We start from the raw sequence: 22,377 nt of genomic DNA, 5'->3' as shown, positions 1-22,377 counted from the left end.
CCCGTGGGCCACAAGCAATACGGACGCCACCGCCGTACCGGTGAACGCTTCACAGCCAGGGAAAGACCCCCCGTGACAATCCAGACTCGCCTCGACCGTATCCGTCGCGAATTGCGTGCCCTATTCACCCTCGCCCTGCCGATCATGATCGCCCAGCTCTCCCACTCGGCCATGGGTTTCGTCGACGCCGTGATGGCAGGGCGCGTCAGCCCCCGCGACCTGGCCGCCGTGGCCCTGGGCAACTCCATCTGGGTGCCGGTGTTCCTGTTGATGACCGGCACCCTCCTGGCCACCACCGCGAAAGTCGCCCAGCGCCATGGCGCCGGCCAGGACGCCGAGATCGGCCCGCTGGTGCGCCAGGCCCTGTGGCTGGCCGTGGTGGTCGGCATCGCCGGCGCCGGCCTGCTGCTGTTTGCCGAGCCCGTGCTGCACCTGATGGGCGTGGAAGAAGACCTGGTGATCCCAAGCATGGGCTACCTCCACGGCATCGCCTTCGGCCTGCCGGCGGTGGCCCTCTACCAGGTGCTGCGCTGCTACAGCGACGGCCTCGGACGCACTCGCCCGAGCATGGTGCTGGGCATCTGCGGGCTGCTGCTGAACATCCCCCTGAACTACGTGCTGATCTACGGCCACCTGGGCTTCCCGGCCATGGGCGGCGTCGGCTGTGGCTGGGCCAGCGGCACCGTCATGTGGTTGATGTTCTTCGGCATGCTGGCCTGGGTGAACATCGCCAAGGTCTACAAGCCGAGCGGCCTGTTCACCCACTTCGAGATACCGCGCTGGGCGGTGATCCGCCGCCTGCTGAGCGTGGGCCTGCCCATCGGCATCGCGATCTTCGCCGAGTCGAGCATCTTCGCGGTGATCGCCCTGCTCATCGGCGGCCTCGGCGCCAACGTGGTGGCCGGGCACCAGATCGCGCTGAACTTCAGTTCGCTGGTGTTCATGATCCCCTATTCCCTGGCGATGGCCGTGACCGTGCGTGTCGGCCACTCCCTGGGCCGCGGCACCCCGCGTGATGCGCGCTTCTCCGCCGGCATGGGCATGGCCGTGGCGCTGACCTACGCCTGCCTCTCGGCCAGCCTGATGCTGCTATTGCGCGAACAGATCGCCGCCATCTATACGCCGGATGCGCAGGTGATCGCCGTGGCCGCGTCGCTGATCGTGTTCGCCGCGCTGTTCCAGTTCTCCGATGCCATCCAGGTCACCGCCGCCGGCGCCCTGCGCGGCTACCAGGACACACGGGTGACCATGGTCCTGACGCTGTTCTCCTACTGGGGCATCGGCCTGCCCGTCGGCTACCTGCTGGGGCTCACCGACTGGCTGGGCGAACCCACCGGCCCGCGCGGCCTGTGGCAGGGGCTGATCGTCGGCCTGACGGTGGCGGCGGTGATGCTGTCGTTCCGCGTCGCCCGCAGCGCACGCTCGCGCATCCGCATGGGCGAGCGTCTGGGCGTGGCGGAGCCGGCCTGAGGTCCAGTGAGCCCCCGCGAGGGTGACGGGGGGAACGGGCGCGCGCCCAGGGCCCCGTCACCCTCCGCGCAGGCGAGGCTCCGCCTGAGAACCGCACCGACATGCCTCCAGACAGCAAGAAGCCCGCATCAGGCGGGCTTCTTCGCATCCGGGGCGGGCTTCATTCGGCTTTCTTGCGGATCCAGTACAGGTAGGTACCGGCCTCTTCGCCCTGCTCCACCAGTTCGTGGCCGAGGAACATGCAGAACTTGGGGATATCCCGCCGGGTCGACGGGTCGGTGGCGATGACCTTGAGCAGGCCGCCGGACGGCAGATCGCGCACCTTGTTGTGCAACATCATCACCGGCTCAGGGCAATTGAGGCCGGTGGCATCGAGAATGGCATCAGGCTGATCGGACATGGGGTACTCCAGGAACAGGTCGCCATTGTGGCGTAAAGCGCCGGGCGCGCCCAGCCCGGCCGATGCCCGGCACGGCCGGCGTGGGGCCTCAGCGGTCCAGGCGACGCAGGTGGCAGGTCACTTCCTCGCGGTCGTGATAGAGCTGCTTGCAGGCGATGGACACCTTGATCCTGCGCTCGCGGAAGCTGTCTTCCAGGCGCTGCAGCAGGCGCTGTACCTCGGCGTAGCGCTGCTTCATCGGCAGCTTGAGGTTGACCACCGCCTCGCGGCACAGCCCCTCGCCTATCCAGGTCTCCAGCAGCGCGGCGTTGCGCGCCGGCTTCTCGACGATGTCGCAGACCATCCAGTCCACCGGCTGCTTCGGCTTGAAGGTGAAGCCGTCGACCATCAGGTGCTGCACCAGCCCGGTATCCATCAAGCTTTCGGCCATGGGGCCGTTGTCGATGGCGGTGACCAGCATGCCGCGACGCACCAGCTGGTAGGTCCAGCCACCGGGGGATGCGCCGAGGTCGACGCCCGTCATGTCCTCGGAGAGCCGTGTCTCCCACTGCTCGCGGGGGATGAAGGTGTGCCAGGCCTCCTCCAGCTTCAGCGTGGAGCGGCTCGGCGCCTCGCGGGGGAACTTCAGGCGCGGGATGCCCATGGGCCAGAGCGCGGAGTTGTCCGCCTCGGCAATGCCGGCGAACACCTCGCGACCGCTGCGGAAGGTCAGCAACAGGCGCGGCCTGGACGGGTCATCCACCAGGCGCCCGGCCTTCTCCAGCGCCTTGCGCAGGGGCCCCTCGAATTTCTTGCAGAAATTCGACAGCTCCTTCCCTTCGTTGGTATCCAGCACCTCCAGCCACAGGCTGCCGCACACCGGGTAGTCGACCAGGTGCGCCAGCAGCACGCTGATGCGATCGGTCTCCGGCAGTGCCAGGAAGCCGCCACGGGCCCACTGGCGCGGGAAGATCAGGCGCGAGAAACGCTGCCCGCGCATCAGGCGCTCGGCGCCGTCGGCATCCTGGCAGATGAACTCGGCACAGGCACTGTTGGCCTTGCCCTTGGCATAGCCGGGCACGTCCAGTCGGGCGGCCAGGTCGGATATCTCGGCACACACCTCGCCCTCGAAACCGGGACGGCAGTGCAGGAACAGGCTATTCATCGGGGTGTCTCCTTGGCCGCGCACTATAGAGCCGAAGCGCCCGATTTCACACAGTGATCGATGGAAAAATCCTACGCCAAGTGTGATGAGACAGAAGGAACCCTCACACGGAAGCGGGGGTCCAGAACATGGCGAGACCCGGTAAGTAGAGCTAGCTTTCCAGGGTTCCGCCCCCTGTATCGGCCCATGCCGTATGGGCCCAAAGGAGATGCCAATGCCTTCCTTGGATAGCCTGAACAGCCGCCGCACCCTCGAGGTGGACGGCAAGACCTATCACTACTTCAGCCTGCCAGAGGCCGCCAAGAGCCTCGGCAACATCGACAAGTTGCCCCTGTCTCTGAAAGTGCTGCTGGAGAACCTGCTGCGCTGGGAGGACAACGAGACCGTCGGCCGCGAGGACCTCGAAGCCCTGGTGGCCTGGCAGAAGACCCGCAGCTCCGAGCGCGAGATCCAGTACCGCCCGGCGCGGGTACTGATGCAGGACTTCACCGGCGTGCCTGCCGTGGTCGACCTGGCCGCCATGCGCGACGCCGTGGCCAAGGCCGGGGGTGACCCACAGAAGATCAACCCACTCTCGCCGGTGGACCTGGTGATCGACCACTCGGTGATGGTCGACCGCTTCGCCAGCCCCCAGGCCTTCGAGCAGAACGTCGAGATCGAGATGGAGCGCAACGGCGAGCGCTACGCCTTCCTGCGCTGGGGCCAGAACGCCTTCGACAACTTCAGCGTGGTGCCGCCGGGCACCGGCATCTGCCACCAGGTCAACCTGGAGTACCTGGGCCGCACCGTCTGGACCCGCGAAGAGGACGGCAGGACCTACGCCTTCCCCGACACCCTGGTGGGCACCGACTCACATACCACCATGATCAACGGCCTCGGCGTACTCGGCTGGGGCGTGGGCGGCATCGAGGCGGAAGCGGCCATGCTCGGCCAGCCGGTGTCGATGCTGATCCCCGAGGTGATCGGCTTCAAACTCAGCGGCAAGCTCAAGGAAGGCATCACCGCCACCGACCTGGTGCTAACCGTCACCCAGATGCTGCGCAAGAAGGGCGTGGTGGGGAAATTCGTCGAGTTCTACGGCGACGGCCTGGCCGACCTGCCCCTGGCCGACCGCGCCACCATCGCCAACATGGCACCGGAATACGGCGCCACCTGCGGCTTCTTCCCGGTGGACGAGATCACCCTGGGCTACCTGCGCCTCTCCGGCCGTCCGGAATCCACGGTCAAGCTAGTGGAGGCCTACTGCAAGGCCCAGGGCCTGTGGCGCAGCGCCGGCGAGGAACCGGTGTTCACCGACAGCCTGTCCCTGGACATGGGCACGGTAGAAGCCAGCCTGGCCGGGCCCAAGCGCCCGCAGGACCGGGTGCCGCTGACCCAGGTGGCCAGTACCTTCGACGACCTCATCACCCTGCAACTCAAGCCCAGCGCCAAGGAGGACAGCCGCCTGCTCAGCGAGGGCGGCGGCGGCACCGCCGTGGGCGGCAGCGTGCAGAGCGGCGTGGTGGACTACGAATACGAGGGCCGCACCCACCGCCTCAGCGACGGCGCCGTGGTGATCGCCGCCATCACCTCCTGCACCAACACCTCCAACCCCAGCGTGATGATGGCCGCCGGCCTGGTGGCGAAGAAGGCCGTGGAGAAGGGCCTGACGCGCAAGCCCTGGGTGAAGAGCTCCCTGGCGCCCGGCTCCAAGGTGGTGACCGAGTACTTCGCCGCCGCCGGGCTGACGAAGTACCTCGACGAACTGGGCTTCGACCTGGTGGGCTATGGCTGCACCACCTGCATCGGCAACTCCGGCCCGCTGCTGGAGCCCATCGAGAAGGCCATCCAGCAGGGCGACCTGACCGTGGCCTCGGTGCTCTCCGGCAACCGCAACTTCGAAGGCCGCGTGCACCCGCTGGTGAAGACCAACTGGCTGGCCTCCCCGCCGCTGGTGGTCGCCTACGCCCTGGCCGGCAGCGTGCGCCTGGATATCAGCCGCGAACCGCTGGGTGAAGGCAAGGACGGCAAGCCGGTGTACCTGAAGGACATCTGGCCGAGCCAGCAGGAGATCAACGAGGCCATCGCCAAGGTCGACACCGCGATGTTCCGCAAGGAATACGCCGAAGTCTTCGCTGGCGACGAGAAATGGCGCGCCATCCAGGTGCCCGAATCGGATACCTACGCCTGGCAGGCCGATTCCACCTACATCCAGCACCCGCCCTTCTTCGCCGATATCGCCGGTGCGCCGCCCCGGGTGGAAGATGTACGCCAGGCGCGTGTCCTCGCCCTGCTGGGGGATTCGGTGACCACCGACCACATCTCCCCGGCCGGCAACATCAAGGCCGACAGCCCCGCCGGTCGCTACCTGCGGGAAAAGGGCGTGGAGCCCCGGGACTTCAACTCCTACGGCTCGCGCCGCGGCAACCACGAAGTGATGATGCGCGGCACCTTCGCCAACATCCGCATCCGCAACGAGATGCTCGGCGGCGAGGAAGGCGGTAACACGCTGCACGTGCCCAGTGGCGAGAAACTGGCCATCTACGACGCCGCCATGCGCTACCAGGCCGAAGGCACGCCGCTGGTGATCTTCGCCGGCAAGGAGTACGGCACCGGCTCCTCCCGTGACTGGGCTGCCAAGGGCACCAACCTGCTGGGGGTCAAGGCAGTGATCGCCGAGAGCTTCGAGCGCATCCACCGCTCCAACCTGGTGGGCATGGGTGTGCTGCCGCTGCAGTTCAAGGACGGCACCGACCGCAAGAGCCTGGGCCTGACCGGCAAGGAGACGATCGGCATCCATGGCCTCAGCGGCGTGGAACTGCGCCCGCGCATGCCGCTGACCCTGGAGATCACCCGCGAGGACGCCTCGCTCGAGACGGTCGAGGTGCTCTGCCGCATCGACACCCTCAACGAGGTCGAGTACTTCAAGGCCGGCGGCATCCTCCACTATGTGCTGCGCCAGTTGCTGGCCAGCTGACCTGGGAGTCCTGTAGGGGCGCATTCAGAAGCGGGCGAATGAATTCGCCCCTACAGCCTCCTCAATCCTGCAGGGACGACATCAGTCGCCCCAAGACCGCTCCCTCCTGTGGGAGCGGTTTCAACCGCGATGGGCTCGGTGCAGAAGAATCGCGAATGAATTCGCCCCCACCCATCCCCCCCGCAGATCAGTTGCCATTCGGATAGTGCCGCGCCAGGAAGTCCAGCAGATGGGCGTTCACCTCGCGCGGCTTTTCGTTCTGCAGCCAGTGCCCGCACTCGGCGATCACGTGCTGCTCCAGGCCGGGCACGCTGCGCGGCATGGCCTTGATGCCGTATGCCTCCAGGGTGCCGACCGGGTCCTTGTCGCCGATCAGGAACAGGGCGGGCTGCAGCACCTGCCTGCCCTGCAGCGGCTCGGTGCGCTGCCAGTTGCGCTCGAAGTTGCGGTACCAGTTGAGCGCACCGTGGAAGCCGCGCCCCTCGAAGGTCCCAAGGTACTCGGCGAAGGCTGTCTCGTCGCACCAGGACGGCAGCTGGCCGGGGTCCTGCATGCCGTCGAACAGGGTCGAGCCGGCGGGCTTGTCCTGGAGGAAGAAGTCCCGGGGCACCGCGGCGGAGCTGTTGTGCATCATCATCCGCAGGGTGCGCGGGATGTCGGCATCCAGTTCGCGCTCGGCCACGCCCGGCTCCTGGAAATAGAGGATGTAGTTGAAGCGCCCGGCGAAGTGCTGGCGCATCGCCTCGGTCGCCGGTTGCTTCGGGCGGCCGCCGAAAGGCACCGCCATGCCGACCACCGCCTTGACCCGCAACGGCTCCAGCAGCGCCAGGTGCCAGGCCACCGGAGCGCCCCAGTCGTGGCCGATGACGCAAACCTCGTGCTGGCCAAGGGCATCCATGGCGGCCTGAATGTCGCCGCAAAGGGTGATCAGGTCATAGGCCGCCGGATCGTCCGGGGCACTGCTGCTGCCATAGCCACGCATCTCCGGCACCAGTACGCGGTAGCCAGCGGCCAGCAACGGCTCGATCTGGTTGCGCCAGGAATGCCAGCACTCGGGGAAGCCGTGCAGCAGCCAGAGTGGCCGCCCATCCTCGGGGCCCGCGCAATACAGCCCCAGGCGGATGCCGTTGACCTCCAGCAGGCGATGTTCGAGCGCGCTCATGGGCCTTCCTCAATCCGTAGCGGTACAGGCGCCCACTATGACAAAGGCACGCCCGGGGGCGTGCCTTTATCGATGCCGCGAATGCCCGGGACTCATCAGCCCTGGGCGGTGGCCCAGTCGATAAGCCCGAACTGCCAGGTGGCGAGGATCAGCAGGCCGAAACCGATGCGGTACCAGGCGAAGGCCGCGTAGCTGTGGTTGCCGATGAACTTGAGAAGCGCGCGAACGGCGATCATCGCGAAGATGAAGGAGACCACGAAGCCCAGGGCGAACACCGGCAGGTCGGAGGGCTGGAACAGGTGGCGGTACTTGTAGCCCGAGTACACCGCCGCGCCGACCATGGTGGGCATGGCGAGGAAGAAGGAGAACTCGGTGGCCGCCTTGCGCGACAGGCCGAACAGCAGCCCGCCGATGATGGTGGCGCCGGAGCGCGAGGTGCCGGGCACCAGCGCCAGGCACTGGGCGAGGCCCACCTTGAGCGCCTGCTTCCAGTTCATGTCGTCCACCGTCTCGGCCTGGATCAGGTGATCGCGACGCTCGGCCCAGAGCATGATCACCCCGCCGATGACCAGCGCCGTGGCCACGGTGATGGGGTTGAACAGGTAGTGGTGGATCAGGTCGGCGAAGGCCACGCCCAGGATCACCGCCGGGAAGAAGGCCACCAGCAGGTTGCCGGTGAAGCGCTGGGCGCTGCGCTCGCGGGGCAGGCCCACCACCACGTCGAAGATCTTGCGCCGGTACTCCCAGACCACGGCGAGGATGGCGCCGAGCTGGATGATGATGTTGAACGCCTGGAAGCGCTCGCCACCGAAGCCGATCAGGTCGGCCACGATGATCTGGTGGCCGGTGCTGGAGATCGGCAGGAACTCCGTGAGGCCTTCGACTACGCCCAGAATCAGAGCCTGAAAGGCCGTCCAAAAATCCATTGGTTCTCCCAAGGCTCGCCCAGTGGCGGCCTGCTCGCAAAAGTGTGTGGTGTGGCCCGGGCGGGTACCGTGCGCGGCTGAGACCAGCCGCAAGGACGCGGGTTCCCGGCCGACGATCTGCATCAGGTTTGCCGGCCGAATGCCGAAATGCTATCAGACATGCTGTGGATTCGCGCGCGGCAACGACCGCGCAGGAGCGCGAAATCCGGCCGCAGAACAATAACGAGTCAGGAGCCCCCGACCATGAACCTTCGCAGTCTGCCCATCAGCCGCCGTCTCTGGCTGATCCTCGTCGTCGCGGTGTCGATGCTGGTGGTTCTCGGGATGGCGATGCTCCAGCAGATCCACAGCGACCTGCTGCATGGCAAGGAACTCAAGACCCAGCACGTGGTGCAGACCGCCGCCGGCGTGCTGCAGCACTTCCAGGCCCAGGAAGCGGCCGGCACCCTGCCCCGCGAAGAGGCGCAGAAGCAGGCCATGCAGGCCATCCGCGCGCTGCGCTATGACAAGAACGACTACTTCTGGATCAACGACCTGACCCCGCGCATGGTCATGCACCCGACCAACCCGAAGCTGGAGGGGCAGGACCTCTCCGGCTACAAGGACCCGGATGGCAAGCCGCTGTTCAACGACATGGTGGCCGTGGCCCGCAGCAAGGGCGCGGGCTTCGTCGACTACCGCTGGCCGAAGCCGGGCGCCAGCGACCCGGTGCCCAAGGTGTCCTACGTGCAACTGTTCCAGCCCTGGGGCTGGGTGATCGGCTCGGGCATCTACATCGACGACATGCAGGAGGAATTCTGGTCCCAGGCCCTGCGCGCCTCCTTCATCGGCCTGGTGATCGCCCTGATCATGGCGGTGCTGGTGGTGGTGATCGCCCGCAGCATCACCCGCCCGCTGCAGGACGTGGTGGCGGCCATGGCCAACATCGCCAGCGGCGAAGGTGACCTGACCAGCTCGCTGGATGGCCAGGGTCGCGACGAGATCACCGCGCTTTCCGGGCACTTCAACGCCTTCACCAGCAAGCTGCGCGGGGTCATCCGCCAATCCCTGGACGCTGCCGGCGCGCTGGACCAGGCCGCCGGTTCCCTGGGCGGCATCGCCAGCAATGGCCAGCGCCACAGCGAGCAGCAATCCCAGCAGATGGAGCTGGTGGCCACCGCCATCAACGAGGTCACCTACGGCGTGCAGGACGTGGCGAAGAACGCCGAGCACGCCGCCAGCGAGGTGCGCACCGCCGAAGACCAGGCGCGCCTCGGCCAGAGCAATATCTCCGCCAGTCTGCGGCAGATCGGCCAGCTCTCCGACACCATCGCCCAGGCCGTGGAGGTGATCCGCTCGCTGGCCGAGGAAAGCTCGCAGATCGGCACCGTCCTGGAAGTGATCCGCTCCATCGCCGAGCAGACCAACCTGCTGGCGCTCAACGCCGCCATCGAGGCCGCCCGCGCGGGCGAGCAGGGCCGCGGCTTCGCCGTGGTCGCCGACGAGGTGCGCCTGCTGGCCCAGCGCACGCAGAAATCCACTGCCGAGATCCACGGCATGATCGAGCGCCTGCAAGGCAACTCCGAAGCGGCGGTGAAGGTGATCAACGAAAGCAGCCGCGCCTCGCAGCTGACCGTGGAGCAGGCCAGCCAGGCCGGCGAGAGCCTCGGGCAGATCGCCCAGTCGTTGCGCAACCTCACCGGGCTCAACGCCTCCATCGCCAGTGCCACCCTGCAGCAGTCCCACGTGGTGGAGGACATCAACCAGAATGTGACCCAGGCAGCCAGCTTGGCCCATGACAACGCGATGGCTTCAGAGCAGACTAGCGCCGCCAGCCAGCAGCTCAGCCAACTGGCCGAGCAGTTGAACCGCTTGCTGAGACAATTCCGCGTTTGAGGACCGGCATGGGCAACATGGAACACCAGGAGGTCGACCTCGGCCAGCAGCAGAACCAGGACCTGATCTGGGACCTGGACAGCATCGCCCGTCGCGAGCTGGCCGAGCGTTTCATCCGCCTGTTCGAGAACCGCCTGTGCGTGTACTCCGAGTCCACGCGCCAGCTGTACACCAACTACAGCCTGCACTTCCCCGCCGACCTCGGGCGCAAGATGGTGGTGCTGCCCAACCCCTACGCCTTCCACGACACCCTGCACGGGATCGAGGCCGCCGCGGTGCTCAAGACCGGCCTCTTCGTGCTGCCCGGCGTGGTCCTCGGCAAGCCGGGGTTGCTGCTCAGCACGCGCATCGAGGAAGGCGGCCCGAAGCCCAAGACCATGCCCTTCAAGCCGGCACTGGCGCAGATCATCAGCAATCAGCGCAAGCGCGGCGACGTCTTCCTGCCGATCCTTATGAAGGGCGACCTGCGCGAGTTCGACCAGCAGATGCCCTACATCCACCTGCACCGCCTGCAGGTGCAGAAGCTGCCACACCTCTCCACCTTCGAGCGCGACGACATCCAGCAGAGCATCACCCGCAAGTTGCTGATCCTCTACCGCCAGGCCGACAGCCTAGTCTGCTGAGGCTTGTCCCGGATGCCCGGCGAACCGGGCAGCACGGACAAGACCGGGCGCCCTCCTCCTGGCTAGAGTCGGATCACGACCCGCCAAGGATTCCGTTGCCATGCCCTGGTACCTCGAAGCCCCGCTGAGCATCATCGCCGGCCTGCTCCTGGCCAACTTCATCGAATGGTTCTTCCACAAGTACGTGCTCCACGGTCTGGGCCGGGTGCGCGGGCGCTTCTGGAGCTTCCATTTCCACGAACACCACGGCAACGCCCGCCGCCACGCCTTCCGCGACCCCTGCTACGAGCGCTTCCCGCTGGGCTGGCACGCCCAGGGCAAGGAAGCCTGGGCGCTGCTGCTGGCGAGCCTGGCCGCCAGCCCGCTGTGGCTGGTGGCGCCCTGGTTCACCGCGACCCTCTGGTACGGCGCGGCGAACTACTACCGCACCCACCGCCGCTCGCACGAGGACCCGGACTGGGCGCGCCACCACCTGCCCTGGCACTACGACCACCACATGGGCCCCAACCCCCACGCCAACTGGTGCGTGACCCGGCCCTGGTTCGACCACCTGCTGGGCACCCGCGAGCCGTACCTGGGCACCGAGCGCGAGCGCCAGGACCGGCAACGCCTGGCGGCCAGGGCGCCCGCCGCCGGCTGAAGCCGCTACAATCGGCGGCTCTTTCCACGAGGGTCGCCCGTGTCGCCACTTGAACTCTTCGCCGCCGCGCTCGGCGTGCTCGCCGTCTGGCTCACCACCCGGCAGAACCGCTGGTGCTGGCCCATCGGCCTGGCCATGGTGCTGATCTACGCCTGGATCTTCTTCGAGGTGAAGCTCTACTCCGACATGCTGCTGCAGGTGGTCTACGCCGTGCTGCAGCTCTACGGCTGGTGGCAGTGGACCCGGGGCGGCGAGCGCCACGAGGGCCGCGAGGTGACGCGCCTGGCACGCAGCGGGCTGCTGCTGGGCCTGGCGCTCGGCACCGCCGGCAGCCTGAGCCTGGGCTACCTGATGGCTACCCACACCGACGCCGCCGCGCCCTGGCTGGACGCCGCCCTCACCGCGTTCAGCCTGGTGGCCCAGGTGTGGATGGCGCAGAAGCGCCTGGAATGCTGGACACTGTGGATAGTGGTGGACGTGATCTTCGTCGGCCTGTTCCTCAGCAAGGCGCTGTACCTGACCGCCGCGCTCTACGCGCTGTTCACGCTGCTGGCCGTGCACGGCTGGCGGCAATGGCGGCAACCGCAGGCGAGCCCGGCATGAAGGTGGTGGTGCTGGCGGGGCCCGAATCCAGCGGCAAGAGCTGGCTGGCCGGCGAGATCGCTACGCGCTTCGGCGGCCAGGTGGTGGGGGAGTACGTGCGCGAGTTCATCGACGAGCAGCAGCGCGACACCTGCTACGCCGACATCCCCCTGATCGCCCGGGGGCAATTGCAGCACGAGGACGCGGCGCGGGCCGAGCGGCCGGCGCTGCTGGTGCTGGATACCCACCTGCTGAGCAACATCCTGTGGAGCCGCACGCTGTTCGGCGACTGCCCGGCCTGGTTGGAGACGGCCCTGGCCGAACGCCGCTACGACCTGCACCTGCTGCTGAGCCCGGAAGGCGTGCCCTGGGTGGGCGATGGGCAGCGCTGCCAGCCGGCGCTGGCCGAGCGGTTGGCGTTCTTCCACGCCAGCGAGGCGTGGCTGAAGGCACAGGGGCAGCGTTACGTGGTGGTGACGGGGAATTGGGCCGAGCGCCGCGACGCGGCGCTGGCCACGGTGTCAGCCTGGCTGGCCGAATAGCAGGCCGCCCCAGGCCACCAGCAGGCTGGTGACGACGCCGATGGTCAGAGGCCGGCGCAGGGCCGGGTACCAGCCCGGTGCAAGGCCCAGGCGCACGGCACGCAGGTCGGCCAGGTAAAGGCCGATGAAAGCCGGGATGAACACGGCCACCGCCAGGCCGGTGGGCAGCCCGGCGGCGATGGCGACCCAGCCGAACAATGCGGGAATCACCGAAAGGCCCAGTTGCAGGCGCGCGCGAGTGTCGTCCTGGCCGGCGCGCATGGCCAGCCCCCAGTGAATGGCACCCATGAACGCGAGGATGACGGCGGCGTAGTCCAGCAACGCCGCCAGTACCAGGGGGCGCCAACCGATCGGGGTCAGCCAGATACCGAGTGCACCGGTGACGAAGGGCACCAGCCCGGCGTAGCCGAGCAGCCGGGCCAGTTGCGGCGGATGGGGAGCATCGAATGCATGCATGGGGCGGGTCCTTGTTGGGTTGCCTTCAGACTAGACAGGCCTGATACCAACCGCATTGTGCGCCGTCAACGGCGAGGCACGGGCAGGTCGATGCGCACCCGCAGGCCGCCGAGGGGGCTGCTGTCCAGGCTGAGGCGGCCGCCCCAGGCGTCGACGATGTCCCGCACGATGCCCAGGCCCAGGCCATGGCCGGCAACCTGCTCGTCCAGCCGCGAGCCCCGGTCGAGCACCGTCTCGCGCTGCTCCTCGGCGATGCCGGGGCCGTCGTCGTCGACGCTCAGGCGATAACCGCCGGCCTGCAGGGAGATGGACAGCAACACCTGGGTTTCCGCCCACTTGCAGGCGTTGTCCAGCAGGTTGCCCAACAGCTCCAGCAGGTCCTCGCGATCCCAGGGCAGGCGCAGGCCGGGGGCGACATCCCAGTCCAGGTCGAGCCCGCTGTCATGGATCATCGACAGGGTGTTGAACAGCCCCGGCAACTCCGCATCGCAATCGAAATGCGCCCCTGGCAAGGCTTCGCCGGCCAGGCGCGCGCGGCCCAGCTCGCGGGACAAGCGCTGCTGGATCTGCTCCAGTTGCTCGGCCAGGGCGGCGCGCAGCTCCGGGTGCTCACGCAACTCGTCGCGGGACTCCAGGCTGACCAGCACCGCCAGGGGCGTCTTCAGTGCGTGGCCAAGGTTGCCCAGGGCATTGCGCGAACGGCGCAGGGTGTCTTCGGTATGGGCCAGCAGGTGGTTGATCTGGCCCACCAGCGGCTCCAGTTCCAGGGGCACGCGGGCATCCAGCTCGCTGCGCTGGCCCTGCTGCAGCTGGGCGATCTGTCGACGCACCCGTTCCAGCGGGCGCAGCGCACGGCGCACCGTGTAGCGCTGCAGGGCGAGCACCAGCAGGAGCGCGGCGACACCCAGGGCGACGCCGGTCCACTGCACGCGGCGGAAGCTGTCCAGTACCGGCGTGTAGTCCTGGGCCACGGCAATGCTCACCTGGCGGCCGAAGCGGCGGTAGTCGCCCCGGTAGGTGAGCAACTGCTGGTCGTTGGGCCCGGGCAGCAGCTCGGCGGTCAGGCCCGGGCGCTCGGGCATGGCGAACTCGGCGTCCCACAGGGAGCGGGAGCGCCAGGGGGTGTCATCGATGCGGATCAGGAAATAGCGCCCCGAATAGGGCTGCTGATGCGCCGGGTTGAGCTTCTGCTCGTCCAGCTGGATGCCCTTCGGGCCGCGCACCAGGGCGGCCAGCAGGCTTTCCGCCTCGCTGCGCAGGTTGCCCTCGAGGTGGCGGCGCAGGCCGTCATCGAACAGCCACAGGCTCACCTGGGCGAGCAAGAGCCCGACCACCAGCAACAGGGTCACCAGGCCGATGCTGAGCTGCCGCTGGATGGACCTCACTCGGTGGCACCGGTGAAGCGGTAGCCCTGGCCACGGCGGGTCTCGATCACACTGCGCCCGAGCTTGCGCCGCAGGTGGTTGACGTGGACCTCGATGACGTTGGAGTCGCGCTCGGTCTCGCCGTCATAGAGGTGCTCGGCCAGGTGGCTCTTGGACAGCAGCTGGCCCGGGTGGAGCATGAAGTAGCGCAGGAGGCGGAACTCGGCAGCGGTCAGGTCCACTTCCTCACCGCCACGGGTGACGCATTGGCGGCCTTCGTCCAGCTGCAGGCCAGCCGCTTCGAGGTGCGGCTGGTTGGCCAGGCCCCGGGCGCGGCGCAGCAGCGACTGGATGCGCAGGGCCAGTTCCTCCGGGTGGAAGGGTTTGGTCAGGTAGTCGTCGGCACCGGCCTTGAGGCCCTCGATGCGCTCGGCCCAGGAATCCCTCGCGGTGAGGATCAGCACCGGCGTCGCCAGCCCGCCCGCGCGCCATTCGCGGAGCACGTCGAGGCCCGGGCGACCGGGCAGGCCGAGGTCCAGCACGATCAGGTCATAGGGTTCGCTGGCGCCCTGGTGGGCAGCATCGCGGCCGTCGGCCAGCCAGTCCACGGCGTAGCCCTGGCGGCCGAGCCCGGCCAGCAACTCGTCCGCCAGGGGCACATGATCCTCAACCAGCAGCAGGCGCATCAGTCATCCTCCTCGTCCTTCAGGATGCGCCCGTCGCGGGCGTCCAGTTCCAGCTCCCGCACCACGCCTTCGGTGGTCAGCAGTTCGACTTCGTAGACATAGACATCGTCTTCCTCTTCCAGCTCCGCCTCCAGCAGGCGAGCCCCGGGGTACAACCCCAGGGCCCGGTGCAGCAGTTGTTCGAGGGGCATGATCACCCCTTCCTCGCGGAGCTTCAGGGCTTCGTCCTGGTCCAGGTCACGGGCCACCGCCTCGAGGGCGAAGACCGCCAGGACCAGGGCGAGGATGCCGCTGTAGCGCATGATCAGTCGCATCAGTCGTCCTGGTGATCCTTGAGGATCTGGCCATTGGTGGCGTCCAGCTCCAGGTCCCACTGCACGCCCTGGGGATCACGCAGTTCGACCTGGTAGATGTAGCGGCCGTATTCCTCTTCCAGCTCGGTCTCGTTGACGGTGGAGCCGGGGTGCTTGGCGATGGCGGCGGCGTTGAGCTTCTCGAACGACTGGATGGTGCCGGCGTCACGCAGCTTCAGGGCTTCGTCCGGGCCGAGGTCACGGGCCTGGGCGATACCGGCGGTGGCAGCGAGGGTGGCGACGGCGAGCAGGGCAGTGAGTTTTTTCATGGTGCATCTCCTTGTGGGGATATCTGTCTTGGATGGGTACACCTTAGCGAAGGCCAATTAACTCAAGCTGAATTTCCGGCCGCTCCGGTCGGTGCCATCGATACCCCGAATCCCGCCAATCACTCCCCGGACTCGGCATGGATGCATCATTCACAGGATGAAGGCGCTTGGACTGGCGGCGCGGGCCACTATAATCGCTGCCTCGCTTTTTTCGGAGGCCCCCATGAGCGCCATCCACATCAAGTCGCCCGCCCTGACCCTGCGCGCAGGCAGCCGTGCCCTGGCACGCATCCGCGAGCGCGGCCTGCAGCCGGCCGACGTGAAGATCCTCCCCGGCGCTGCCGGCGGCCCCAAGGCGCTGGGCATCCAGGGACTGGACCTGGCGCTGTTCGGCGACTGGCTGCCCCGCGCGCCCCAGGAGCGCTCGCTGATCGGCGCCTCCATCGGCTCCTGGCGCTTCGCCAGCGCCTGCCTGCCGGACGCCGCCAAGGGCATCAGCCGCCTGGGCGAGCTGTACACCGCGCAACGCTTCCCCAAGGGCGTGACCATGGCCGAGGTGAGCCGCCTCTGCGCGCAGATGCTCGACCACCTGCTGGAAGGCCAGGACGCCCATGTACTGAGCAACCCGCACTACCGCCTCAACGTGGTGGTGGTGAAGAGCCACGGCCTGCTCGCCCATGACCGCCGTGGTGCGCTGGGGCTCGGCCTGGGCTCGGTGATCGGCTCCAACCTGCTGGGGCGCCCGCGCCTGGCCCGGCACTTCGAGCGGGTGATCCTGCATGACAGCCGCCTGGCCCCGCCCCTGGCCGCGCTGGAGGACTTCCCCTCGCGCTGCCTGGCCCTGGACGCCGGCAACCTCCGCCACGCCCTGCTGGCCTCCGGCTCCATCCCCATGGTGATGGAAGGCGTGCGCGACATCCCGGGCGCCGGCCCCGGCACCTACCGCGACGGCGGCCTGCTCGACTACCACCTCGACCTGCCCTACAGCGGCGACGGCGTGGTGCTCTACCCGCACTTCACCGACAAGGTGATCCCCGGCTGGTTCGACAAGGGCCTGCCCTGGCGCCGTGGCGATGCAGTGCGCCTGCAGGACGTGCTGCTGCTCGCCCCCTCGCGGGAGTACCTGGCCACCCTGCCCCACGGCAAGCTGCCGGACCGCAAGGACTTCACCCGCTACCTGGGTGACGACGCGGGCCGCGAACGCTACTGGCGCAAGGCGATGAGCGAGAGCCAGCGCCTCGGTGACGAATTCCTCGAATTGGTGGATGGCGGCCGCCTGGCCGAACGCCTGCAGCCGCTCTGATCGGCCCGATTGCCGCGCGGCCTGCCTCGGGGTAGGCTGCCGCGCGACGATTCAGGGAGAGAACCGATGAAGCTCGCCGTCGCCATCATCCATGGCATTGGCAACCAGCAGGACCTGCGCGACGACGACGGCCAGCACGGCTTCGCCCAGGGCCTGATCCGCGGCCTGCGCAAGCGCCTGGGCAGCGACGCCGAACAGATCGCCTTCCAGAGCCTCTACTGGGCCAGCGTGCTGGACAAGCGCGAACAGGCCTACCTCGATCGCCTGGAGCGCGAACCGGTTACCTGGCGCTGGCTGCGCGAGGCGGTGACACTGTTCCTCGGCGACGCCAGCGGCTATCGCAAGGTCAGCCAGGCCTACGACACCACCTACGAAGAAGTGCACCAGTGCCTGCGCAACGGCCTCAACGCCCTGCGCGCCCGGGTGGGCCCGAATACGCCGCTGGTGGTGCTCGCGCACTCCCTCGGCGGACACATCTTCTCCAACTTCGTCTGGGACCAGCAGAAACTCAACGACACCCCGAGCTGCCCGCGCGACCCCTTCATCGCGCTGGAGACCCTCGCCGGGCTGGTCACCTTCGGCTGCAACATCCCGCTGTTCACCTTCGCCTACGACCCCGTCCAGCCCATCCGCTTCCCCGGCCACTGCCTGGAGGAGCGGGTGCGCGAACAGGCGCGCTGGCTGAACGTCTACGCCCCGGCGGACCCACTCGGCTACCCGCTGCGGCCCCTGCAGAACTACACCGCCGTCGTGCAGGAGGACCGTGCCATGCCGGTCGGCCCCTGGTACAAGCGGCACACCCCCCTGAGCCATATGGAGTATTGGGAAGATGCGCGTTTTCACCGTTACCTGGCAGGCCATCTGCGCCAGTTGCTTGTTGCTTGCGATGAACCCGAGCCAGGCGGCGCCGGACGCACGCAGCCAGCAGGAGATCGAGGGGCTGCTGAGGTTCGTGGCGTCGAGTGGCTGCCTGTTCATCCGCAACGGCAGTGAGTACCCGGCGACCGAAGCCCGCGATCACCTGCAGAAGAAGCTCGACTACCTGGAGAAGAAGGGCCTGGTCGACTCCAGCGAGGACTTCATCGCCCGCGCCGCCACCGAGAGCAGCATGAGCGGCAAGCCCTACAAGGTGCGCTGCAACGGCCAGGAACAGCTCTCCGCGGAATGGCTGAAGGCCGAGCTGGCGCGCCTGCGCACCGCCCGGCCCTGAACCTCAACCAGGCTGGCCGTCGACCCGCGCATGGCAGAACATCGGCGCGTAGTGCCCGAGGAACAGCGCAAAGGCGCCCAGCCAGCAGACGCCCGCCAGGGGTAGCGCCACGCTGGGCAGCAGCCCCGGCAGGAACACCCGCGCCAGCGCTCCGCAGTTGACCAGTGCGAAGGCGATGCCCATCGTCTTCGGCGGTGACAACGGCCGGCCGGTGTGGCCCAGGCTGACGCGGGCCAGCATCGCCAGGATCAACCCACCCATCGCCCCGACCGCCAGCGCGTGCAACGGCAGGCTCGCATTGCTCGTTAGCCCCAGGTGCCAGAGCGCCTGGCCGAGGGGCGCCACCACCAGCCAGGCGAAGGCCAGGTGCAAGGACCAGAGCAGCGGCACGCGCCAGATGCCCGCGTCGTACCAGCGCGCCAGGCGAACGGCGTTGCCCAGGGCCAGGCAGGCGAATGGCAACGCGATCCAGGCTCTGGCTTCCAGGGCAACGCCCGAGGCGGTCAGCACCGCCACCAGCAACGCGCAACCGAGGGTGGCGCGGTCCAGCCAGGGCACGGCCTTCACCTGCTGGGTGCGCCCCAGCCCGCGCTGGGTGAAGAAGGGAATCACCCGCCCGCCGATCAGGCCCATCAGTGCCGCGATCAACCACATCGCCGCGAGCACGCCCTGGCGTTGCATACCCTCCTCGCCCCCTGCCAGGCCGGCCAGCACCAGGGCATCGGCACTGCCGAGCAGGAGCAGCACGGCCACCACGGGATAATTGTTGCGCTGGCGCACCTGCCAGAGGCTGCGGCCGATGACGAAGGCCAGCAGCGGCAGGAAGGCGACCTGCAGGGGAATCAGCACGAGCAGCGGCGCCTCCAGCAACCAGGCCAGGCGCGCGGCGAGCCAGAGGGCTGCGAGCCCCATCAACGGGCGCCCGGAGAGCCCGGCCCTGCCCGTCCAGTTCTGCACGGCAGTGAGCAGGAAGCCGGCGATGATGGCGATGCCGAAGCCGAAAGGCATTTCGTGACGATGCCAGGCCAGCCAGCCACCAGCCGGTTGCCAGGTGCCGAGGTGGCCGGTCAGCGCCACGATCCAGAACGCCATGGCGATCAGCGCGAAGAGCCCGCCAGCCAGGAAGAAGGGACGGAAGCCAAGGCGCCAGAGCGGCGCGATGGCCAGTTCCCGTTTACGGTCACGCAACTGCATGGAGCGCCTCCTTGTGCAGCTGGTATTGGGCGGTGAGGCGCATGACATAGCCGAGCTTCAGCAGGGTCGGCCCGAAGATGACCATGCCGTGGAAGGCGATCAGCGGCAGCAGCCCGAAGAACTGGTCGAGCAGATAGCCGCAGAGGATGCCGACCAGCAGCATGACCAGGCCGATCCAGAGCACCTGGTTGGCGAAGCGCAGAAGAGCATCGGGGGAGTTGAAGAAGGTCATGGTGGTTTCCTCGTTCAAGGCCCGGCGCCTCGTGAGCGCCGGGCGGGGTCGATCAGCTGTCCAGGGCACTGGCAGGCCCGAAGAACTCGTAGTGGCATTGCCCGTCGGGTACGCCCAGGGTCTTCAGGTGCTTCTTCACCTGGGCCATGAAGGGCTTGGGCCCGAGGAAGTAGGCGTCCAGGTCACGCTCGGCGGGTAGCCAGCCCGACAGGCGATCGAGGGTGAGGAAGCCGGTGGCGTCGGCACGATCGCTCCGGGACGGCTCGCTGTAGCAGACGAAGTGGTGGAAGTTCTGGCGCTGGGCGGCGATGTTCTCCACCCAGTCACGGAAGGCGTGGACCGCGCCGTTGCGCGCGCAGTGGATGAAGTGGATCGGTCGATCGCTGTGTTGCGCCACTTCGAGCATGGCCAGCGCAGGGGTGATACCGACGCCGGCGGTGATCAGCACCAGGGGCTTCCTGCCGGGGCGCAACACGAAGTCGCCGGCCGGCGCGAACAGTTCGATGCGGTCACCTTCGCCGACACGATCGTGGAGGAAGTTGGAAACCTTGCCGCCTGGCTCGCGTTTGACGCTGATGCGGTAGGAGCGGCCGTTGGCGGCTGCGGAGAGGGAGTAGTTGCGGCGTGCCTCCTCGCCATCGATGTCCAGGCGCAGGCCGATGAACTGGCCGGGGGCGAAGTCCAGCACCGCGCCGCCATCTTCAGGCACCAGGTGGAAGGAGGTGATCTCCTCGCTTTCCGCGACCTTGCGCTTGACGATGAAGCCACGTGCGCCGCGCCAGCCGCCGGGGGCCTCGGCACTGGCGGCGTAGACCTCCTCTTCCGAGCCGATCAGCAGGCCGGCCAGCAGCTCATAGGCCTGGGCCCAGGCGTCGATCACCTCGTCCGTCGCGATGTCCTCGCCCAGGACCTCGCGGATGGAGCGCAGCAGGCAGTCCCCCACGATCGGGTAGTGCTCGGGAAGGATCTGCAAGGCGACGTGCTTGGCGACGATGCGGCTGACCAGCGGGCCCAGGACCTCGAGCTGGTCGATGTGGCGGGCGTACATCAGCACGCCGTTGGCGAGGGCGCGGGCCTGGTCGCCGCTGGCCTGGTGAGCCTGGTTGAACAGCGGGCGGACCTGCGGGTATTCGGTGAGCATCATCTTGTAGAAATGGGTAGTCAGGGCTTCGCCCCCCGTCTCCAGCAGGGGGACGGTGGACTTGACGATGGCACGCACTTGGCTGGACAGCATGGTTGGACTCCGTTTTTCTAGGTGGTCTGGATCTCGTCCTGGGTACTTCATTTCCCGTGCCACATTTTTATTTCTTATGAATCAGCTACTTATGAATTAACGAGTTTTTCTGACTACAATTCTCTCCGAGTCAATCCGACATCAAGAAGTCAATATGACAACTCCCTCTTTGCTGCAGACGCTCATCCCCCTGGTCACTGACCTGTCCCGCGATCTACCGGAGCCGGAGCGGTATCGCCGCCTTCTCGGCGCGCTGCGGGATCTGCTGCCATGCGACGCGACCGCGCTGCTGCGACTGGAAGGCGAGCAACTGGTGCCCCTTGCGGTGGACGGCTTGAGCGCGGATACCTTGGGGCGGCGCTTCAAGGTCAGCGAGCACCCACGCCTACGGGCACTTCTGGAGAATCGCGGACCGACGCGCTTCCCTGCCGACTGCGATCTGCCCGACCCGTATGACGGCCTGGTGGAAGGGCATTTGGAACACCTGGAGGTGCACGACTGCCTGGGCTGCCCGCTGTTCCTCGATGATCGCCCCTGGGGCCTGCTGACGCTGGACGCGCTGAACCCGGCGCGCTTCTCCAGCGAGGACCTGCAGACCCTGGAGAACTTCGCCGTACTGGCGGCGGCGACGGTGAAGGCCGCCGAGCGCATGCATGGCCTGGAGCGCCTGGCGGCGGATGAACAGCAGCGTGCGGAGGTCTATCGCCAGGCCGCCGGGCAGGCGCGGCCGCAGGAAATGATCGGCCAGAGCGCCGCGCACAAGGCGCTGGTGGAGGAGATCGCCGTGGTCGGTGGCAGCGAGCTGACGGTGCTGATCAGCGGTGAGACGGGCGTCGGCAAGGAGCTGGTGGCCCAGGCGATCCATGCCAGGTCTCCCCGCAGCAACCAGCCGCTCATCAGCCTCAACTGCGCGGCCCTGCCGGACACCCTGGTGGAGAGCGAACTGTTCGGCCATGTGCGTGGCGCCTTCTCCGGCGCCGTGGGTGACAGGCGTGGCAAGTTCGAGCTGGCCAATGGCGGCAGCCTGTTCCTGGATGAAGTGGGCGAGCTGCCTCTGGCGATCCAGGCCAAGCTGCTGCGGGTATTGCAGAGCGGCCAGTTGCAACGGGTGGGATCTGATCGGGAGCATCGGGTCAATGTTCGGGTGATCGCCGCCACCAACCGGGACCTGGCCGAGGAGGTGCGCCATGGCCGCTTCCGCGCCGACCTCTATCACCGTCTCAGCGTCTATCCCATGCGCGTGCCGCCATTGCGCGACCGGGGCCGCGATGTGCTGCTGCTTGCGGGCTATTTCCTCGAGAACAACCGTGCCCAGCTGGGACTGCGCAGCCTAAGGCTGAGCCAGGATGCGCAAGCCGCCCTCCTCGGCTACGACTGGCCCGGGAACGTGCGTGAGCTGGAACACCTGATCGGACGGGCCGGGCTCAAGGCAAGGGTGGCGCAGCCGGATAGGCCAAGAATCCTGACCCTGACGGCGGCAGACCTGGCTTTGCCACGAGCAGGGGCCCACGTTCAGGCGGATGAGGCGATCGAGGAAGAGCAGCCAGTCTCGATCGGCGATCTGCGTACGGCAGTGGATCATTATCAACAGCGCCTGGTGACCGCGGCACTGGAACGCAATGAAGGCAATTGGGCGGCAGCGGCCCGGGAGCTGGGGCTGGATCGCGCCAACCTGCTACGCCTGGCCAAGCGTCTGGGCATCAAGTGACAGGGGCGGCTCGTCCGGTCAGCGGTAAAGGGCGGGGGGAACTGATAA

At 67.7% G+C, this 22,377-nt stretch carries 23 protein-coding genes; 11 read left to right on the top strand and 12 right to left on the bottom strand.

Annotated elements, in window-relative coordinates:
- Nucleotides 1-72: 72 nt before the first annotated feature.
- Nucleotides 73-1,470 carry an MATE family efflux transporter gene (locus PHLH3_RS10825; RefSeq protein ID WP_244863014.1) on the top strand — a complete coding sequence of 466 codons (1,398 nt, stop codon included), beginning with the start codon at nt 73-75 and terminating at the stop codon, nt 1,468-1,470.
- Between the two features lie 160 nt (nt 1,471-1,630).
- On the opposite strand, the gene tusA is transcribed toward PHLH3_RS10825, so the two are convergent.
- Complete coding sequence (tusA, locus tag PHLH3_RS10820) at nt 1,631-1,870, bottom strand: sulfurtransferase TusA (RefSeq protein ID WP_021216828.1); 240 nt, start codon at nt 1,868-1,870, stop codon at nt 1,631-1,633.
- A gap of 88 nt (nt 1,871-1,958) precedes the next feature.
- Nucleotides 1,959-3,014, bottom strand: coding sequence for a 23S rRNA (cytidine(2498)-2'-O)-methyltransferase RlmM (gene rlmM / locus PHLH3_RS10815; RefSeq protein WP_213629199.1), 1,056 nt, complete (start codon nt 3,012-3,014; stop codon nt 1,959-1,961).
- 214 nt (nt 3,015-3,228) lie between these two features.
- Here rlmM and acnA point away from each other — a divergent pair, with 214 nt between their 5' ends.
- Nucleotides 3,229-5,970 carry an aconitate hydratase AcnA gene (gene acnA, locus PHLH3_RS10810; protein WP_213629198.1) on the top strand — a complete coding sequence of 914 codons (2,742 nt, stop codon included), beginning with the start codon at nt 3,229-3,231 and terminating at the stop codon, nt 5,968-5,970.
- 187 nt (nt 5,971-6,157) lie between these two features.
- On the opposite strand, the gene PHLH3_RS10805 is transcribed toward acnA, so the two are convergent.
- Both PHLH3_RS10805 and PHLH3_RS10800 read right to left on the bottom strand, forming a co-directional pair.
- A complete protein-coding gene (locus PHLH3_RS10805) occupies nt 6,158-7,132 on the bottom strand; it encodes an alpha/beta hydrolase (protein WP_213629197.1) in 975 nt (324 codons plus the stop codon).
- 95 nt (nt 7,133-7,227) lie between these two features.
- Nucleotides 7,228-8,058 carry an undecaprenyl-diphosphate phosphatase gene (locus PHLH3_RS10800; RefSeq protein WP_213629196.1) on the bottom strand — a complete coding sequence of 277 codons (831 nt, stop codon included), beginning with the start codon at nt 8,056-8,058 and terminating at the stop codon, nt 7,228-7,230.
- Nucleotides 8,059-8,301: 243 nt separating this feature from the next.
- Between PHLH3_RS10800 and PHLH3_RS10795 the strand changes: the two genes are divergently transcribed.
- The 5 genes from PHLH3_RS10795 (at nt 8,302) to PHLH3_RS10775 (ending at nt 12,320) form a co-directional block, all read left to right on the top strand.
- Nucleotides 8,302-9,933: a methyl-accepting chemotaxis protein gene (locus PHLH3_RS10795; RefSeq protein WP_213629195.1), complete on the top strand. Its 1,632-nt coding sequence runs from the start codon at nt 8,302-8,304 to the stop codon at nt 9,931-9,933.
- Nucleotides 9,934-9,941: 8 nt separating this feature from the next.
- Complete coding sequence (locus PHLH3_RS10790; RefSeq protein ID WP_213629194.1) at nt 9,942-10,556, top strand: hypothetical protein; 615 nt, start codon at nt 9,942-9,944, stop codon at nt 10,554-10,556.
- Nucleotides 10,557-10,656: 100 nt separating this feature from the next.
- The gene (locus PHLH3_RS10785) at nt 10,657-11,196 is read left to right on the top strand and encodes a hypothetical protein (RefSeq protein ID WP_213629193.1); all 540 of its coding nucleotides are present in this window, start codon (nt 10,657-10,659) and stop codon (nt 11,194-11,196) included.
- Nucleotides 11,197-11,235: 39 nt separating this feature from the next.
- Nucleotides 11,236-11,799, top strand: a complete 564-nt coding sequence (pnuC, locus tag PHLH3_RS10780) for a nicotinamide riboside transporter PnuC (RefSeq protein WP_213629192.1) — start codon at nt 11,236-11,238, stop codon at nt 11,797-11,799.
- The gene (locus tag PHLH3_RS10775; protein WP_213630503.1) at nt 11,796-12,320 is read left to right on the top strand and encodes an AAA family ATPase; all 525 of its coding nucleotides are present in this window, start codon (nt 11,796-11,798) and stop codon (nt 12,318-12,320) included. The genes pnuC and PHLH3_RS10775 overlap by 4 nt, the downstream gene beginning before the upstream one ends.
- Here the strand turns inward: PHLH3_RS10775 and PHLH3_RS10770 are convergent.
- From PHLH3_RS10770 to PHLH3_RS10750, 5 genes are all read right to left on the bottom strand, one after another.
- A complete protein-coding gene (locus PHLH3_RS10770) occupies nt 12,300-12,776 on the bottom strand; it encodes a DUF3429 domain-containing protein (RefSeq protein ID WP_213629191.1) in 477 nt (158 codons plus the stop codon). The two genes, PHLH3_RS10775 and PHLH3_RS10770, sit on opposite strands and share 21 nt — an antisense overlap.
- A gap of 65 nt (nt 12,777-12,841) precedes the next feature.
- Nucleotides 12,842-14,161 carry a sensor histidine kinase gene (locus PHLH3_RS10765; protein WP_213629190.1) on the bottom strand — a complete coding sequence of 440 codons (1,320 nt, stop codon included), beginning with the start codon at nt 14,159-14,161 and terminating at the stop codon, nt 12,842-12,844.
- Complete coding sequence (locus PHLH3_RS10760; RefSeq protein WP_173180164.1) at nt 14,158-14,826, bottom strand: response regulator transcription factor; 669 nt, start codon at nt 14,824-14,826, stop codon at nt 14,158-14,160. The genes PHLH3_RS10765 and PHLH3_RS10760 overlap by 4 nt, the downstream gene beginning before the upstream one ends.
- Nucleotides 14,826-15,140 (bottom strand): PepSY domain-containing protein, encoded by a 315-nt coding sequence (locus PHLH3_RS10755; RefSeq protein ID WP_173180166.1) that lies wholly within the window; start codon nt 15,138-15,140, stop codon nt 14,826-14,828. The genes PHLH3_RS10760 and PHLH3_RS10755 overlap by 1 nt, the downstream gene beginning before the upstream one ends.
- Nucleotides 15,140-15,448, bottom strand: a complete 309-nt coding sequence (locus PHLH3_RS10750) for a PepSY domain-containing protein (protein WP_213629189.1) — start codon at nt 15,446-15,448, stop codon at nt 15,140-15,142. The genes PHLH3_RS10755 and PHLH3_RS10750 overlap by 1 nt, the downstream gene beginning before the upstream one ends.
- Nucleotides 15,449-15,671: 223 nt before the next feature.
- Between PHLH3_RS10750 and PHLH3_RS10745 the strand changes: the two genes are divergently transcribed.
- The 3 genes from PHLH3_RS10745 to PHLH3_RS10735 all read left to right on the top strand — a co-directional run bounded on the left by PHLH3_RS10745 (nt 15,672) and on the right by PHLH3_RS10735 (nt 17,961).
- Nucleotides 15,672-16,751: a patatin-like phospholipase family protein gene (locus tag PHLH3_RS10745; RefSeq protein WP_173180168.1), complete on the top strand. Its 1,080-nt coding sequence runs from the start codon at nt 15,672-15,674 to the stop codon at nt 16,749-16,751.
- Nucleotides 16,752-16,817: 66 nt separating this feature from the next.
- Nucleotides 16,818-17,744 (top strand): hypothetical protein, encoded by a 927-nt coding sequence (locus PHLH3_RS10740; protein ID WP_244863013.1) that lies wholly within the window; start codon nt 16,818-16,820, stop codon nt 17,742-17,744.
- On the top strand, nt 17,704-17,961 hold the full coding sequence (locus PHLH3_RS10735; protein ID WP_244863012.1) for a DUF5329 domain-containing protein: 258 nt from the start codon (nt 17,704-17,706) through the stop codon (nt 17,959-17,961). The genes PHLH3_RS10740 and PHLH3_RS10735 overlap by 41 nt, the downstream gene beginning before the upstream one ends.
- A 3-nt stretch (nt 17,962-17,964) precedes the next feature.
- Here the strand turns inward: PHLH3_RS10735 and PHLH3_RS10730 are convergent, their stop codons facing one another.
- Genes PHLH3_RS10730 through hmpA form a run of 3 tightly spaced genes read right to left on the bottom strand, consistent with a single transcriptional unit; the run spans nt 17,965 to nt 20,621 of the window.
- Nucleotides 17,965-19,155, bottom strand: coding sequence for an NnrS family protein (locus PHLH3_RS10730; RefSeq protein ID WP_213629187.1), 1,191 nt, complete (start codon nt 19,153-19,155; stop codon nt 17,965-17,967).
- Nucleotides 19,142-19,387 carry a transmembrane sensor/regulator PpyR gene (locus PHLH3_RS10725; protein ID WP_213629186.1) on the bottom strand — a complete coding sequence of 82 codons (246 nt, stop codon included), beginning with the start codon at nt 19,385-19,387 and terminating at the stop codon, nt 19,142-19,144. The genes PHLH3_RS10730 and PHLH3_RS10725 overlap by 14 nt, the downstream gene beginning before the upstream one ends.
- Nucleotides 19,388-19,439: 52 nt before the next feature.
- The gene (gene hmpA / locus PHLH3_RS10720) at nt 19,440-20,621 is read right to left on the bottom strand and encodes an NO-inducible flavohemoprotein (RefSeq protein WP_213629185.1); all 1,182 of its coding nucleotides are present in this window, start codon (nt 20,619-20,621) and stop codon (nt 19,440-19,442) included.
- A gap of 154 nt (nt 20,622-20,775) precedes the next feature.
- Between hmpA and norR the strand changes: the two genes are divergently transcribed.
- Nucleotides 20,776-22,329 (top strand): nitric oxide reductase transcriptional regulator NorR, encoded by a 1,554-nt coding sequence (norR, locus tag PHLH3_RS10715; protein WP_213629184.1) that lies wholly within the window; start codon nt 20,776-20,778, stop codon nt 22,327-22,329.
- Nucleotides 22,330-22,377: the final 48 nt, after the last annotated feature.

Origin of the sequence: Pseudomonas sp. Pc102, assembly GCF_018408275.1 — a bacterium.
Classification (GTDB): Bacteria; Pseudomonadota; Gammaproteobacteria; order Pseudomonadales; family Pseudomonadaceae; genus Metapseudomonas; species Metapseudomonas tohonis.
This window is presented reverse-complemented; position numbering and strand designations above follow the sequence as displayed.

Bases quoted from the DNA above. Each gene is read 5' to 3' on its own strand.
- tusA (WP_021216828.1), bottom strand. From the start codon at position 1,870: ATGTCCGATCAGCCTGATGCCATTCTCGATGCCACCGGCCTCAATTGC.
- rlmM (WP_213629199.1), bottom strand. From the start codon at position 3,014: ATGAATAGCCTGTTCCTGCACTGCCGTCCCGGTTTCGAGGGCGAGGTG.
- acnA (WP_213629198.1), top strand. From the start codon at position 3,229: ATGCCTTCCTTGGATAGCCTGAACAGCCGCCGCACCCTCGAGGTGGAC.
- PHLH3_RS10805 (WP_213629197.1), bottom strand. From the start codon at position 7,132: ATGAGCGCGCTCGAACATCGCCTGCTGGAGGTCAACGGCATCCGCCTG.
- PHLH3_RS10800 (WP_213629196.1), bottom strand. From the start codon at position 8,058: ATGGATTTTTGGACGGCCTTTCAGGCTCTGATTCTGGGCGTAGTCGAA.
- PHLH3_RS10795 (WP_213629195.1), top strand. From the start codon at position 8,302: ATGAACCTTCGCAGTCTGCCCATCAGCCGCCGTCTCTGGCTGATCCTC.
- PHLH3_RS10790 (WP_213629194.1), top strand. From the start codon at position 9,942: ATGGGCAACATGGAACACCAGGAGGTCGACCTCGGCCAGCAGCAGAAC.
- PHLH3_RS10785 (WP_213629193.1), top strand. From the start codon at position 10,657: ATGCCCTGGTACCTCGAAGCCCCGCTGAGCATCATCGCCGGCCTGCTC.
- PHLH3_RS10775 (WP_213630503.1), top strand. From the start codon at position 11,796: ATGAAGGTGGTGGTGCTGGCGGGGCCCGAATCCAGCGGCAAGAGCTGG.
- PHLH3_RS10770 (WP_213629191.1), bottom strand. From the start codon at position 12,776: ATGCATGCATTCGATGCTCCCCATCCGCCGCAACTGGCCCGGCTGCTC.
- PHLH3_RS10760 (WP_173180164.1), bottom strand. From the start codon at position 14,826: ATGCGCCTGCTGCTGGTTGAGGATCATGTGCCCCTGGCGGACGAGTTG.
- PHLH3_RS10755 (WP_173180166.1), bottom strand. From the start codon at position 15,140: ATGCGACTGATCATGCGCTACAGCGGCATCCTCGCCCTGGTCCTGGCG.
- PHLH3_RS10750 (WP_213629189.1), bottom strand. From the start codon at position 15,448: ATGAAAAAACTCACTGCCCTGCTCGCCGTCGCCACCCTCGCTGCCACC.
- PHLH3_RS10745 (WP_173180168.1), top strand. From the start codon at position 15,672: ATGAGCGCCATCCACATCAAGTCGCCCGCCCTGACCCTGCGCGCAGGC.
- PHLH3_RS10740 (WP_244863013.1), top strand. From the start codon at position 16,818: ATGAAGCTCGCCGTCGCCATCATCCATGGCATTGGCAACCAGCAGGAC.
- PHLH3_RS10730 (WP_213629187.1), bottom strand. From the start codon at position 19,155: ATGCAGTTGCGTGACCGTAAACGGGAACTGGCCATCGCGCCGCTCTGG.
- PHLH3_RS10725 (WP_213629186.1), bottom strand. From the start codon at position 19,387: ATGACCTTCTTCAACTCCCCCGATGCTCTTCTGCGCTTCGCCAACCAG.
- hmpA (WP_213629185.1), bottom strand. From the start codon at position 20,621: ATGCTGTCCAGCCAAGTGCGTGCCATCGTCAAGTCCACCGTCCCCCTG.
- norR (WP_213629184.1), top strand. From the start codon at position 20,776: ATGACAACTCCCTCTTTGCTGCAGACGCTCATCCCCCTGGTCACTGAC.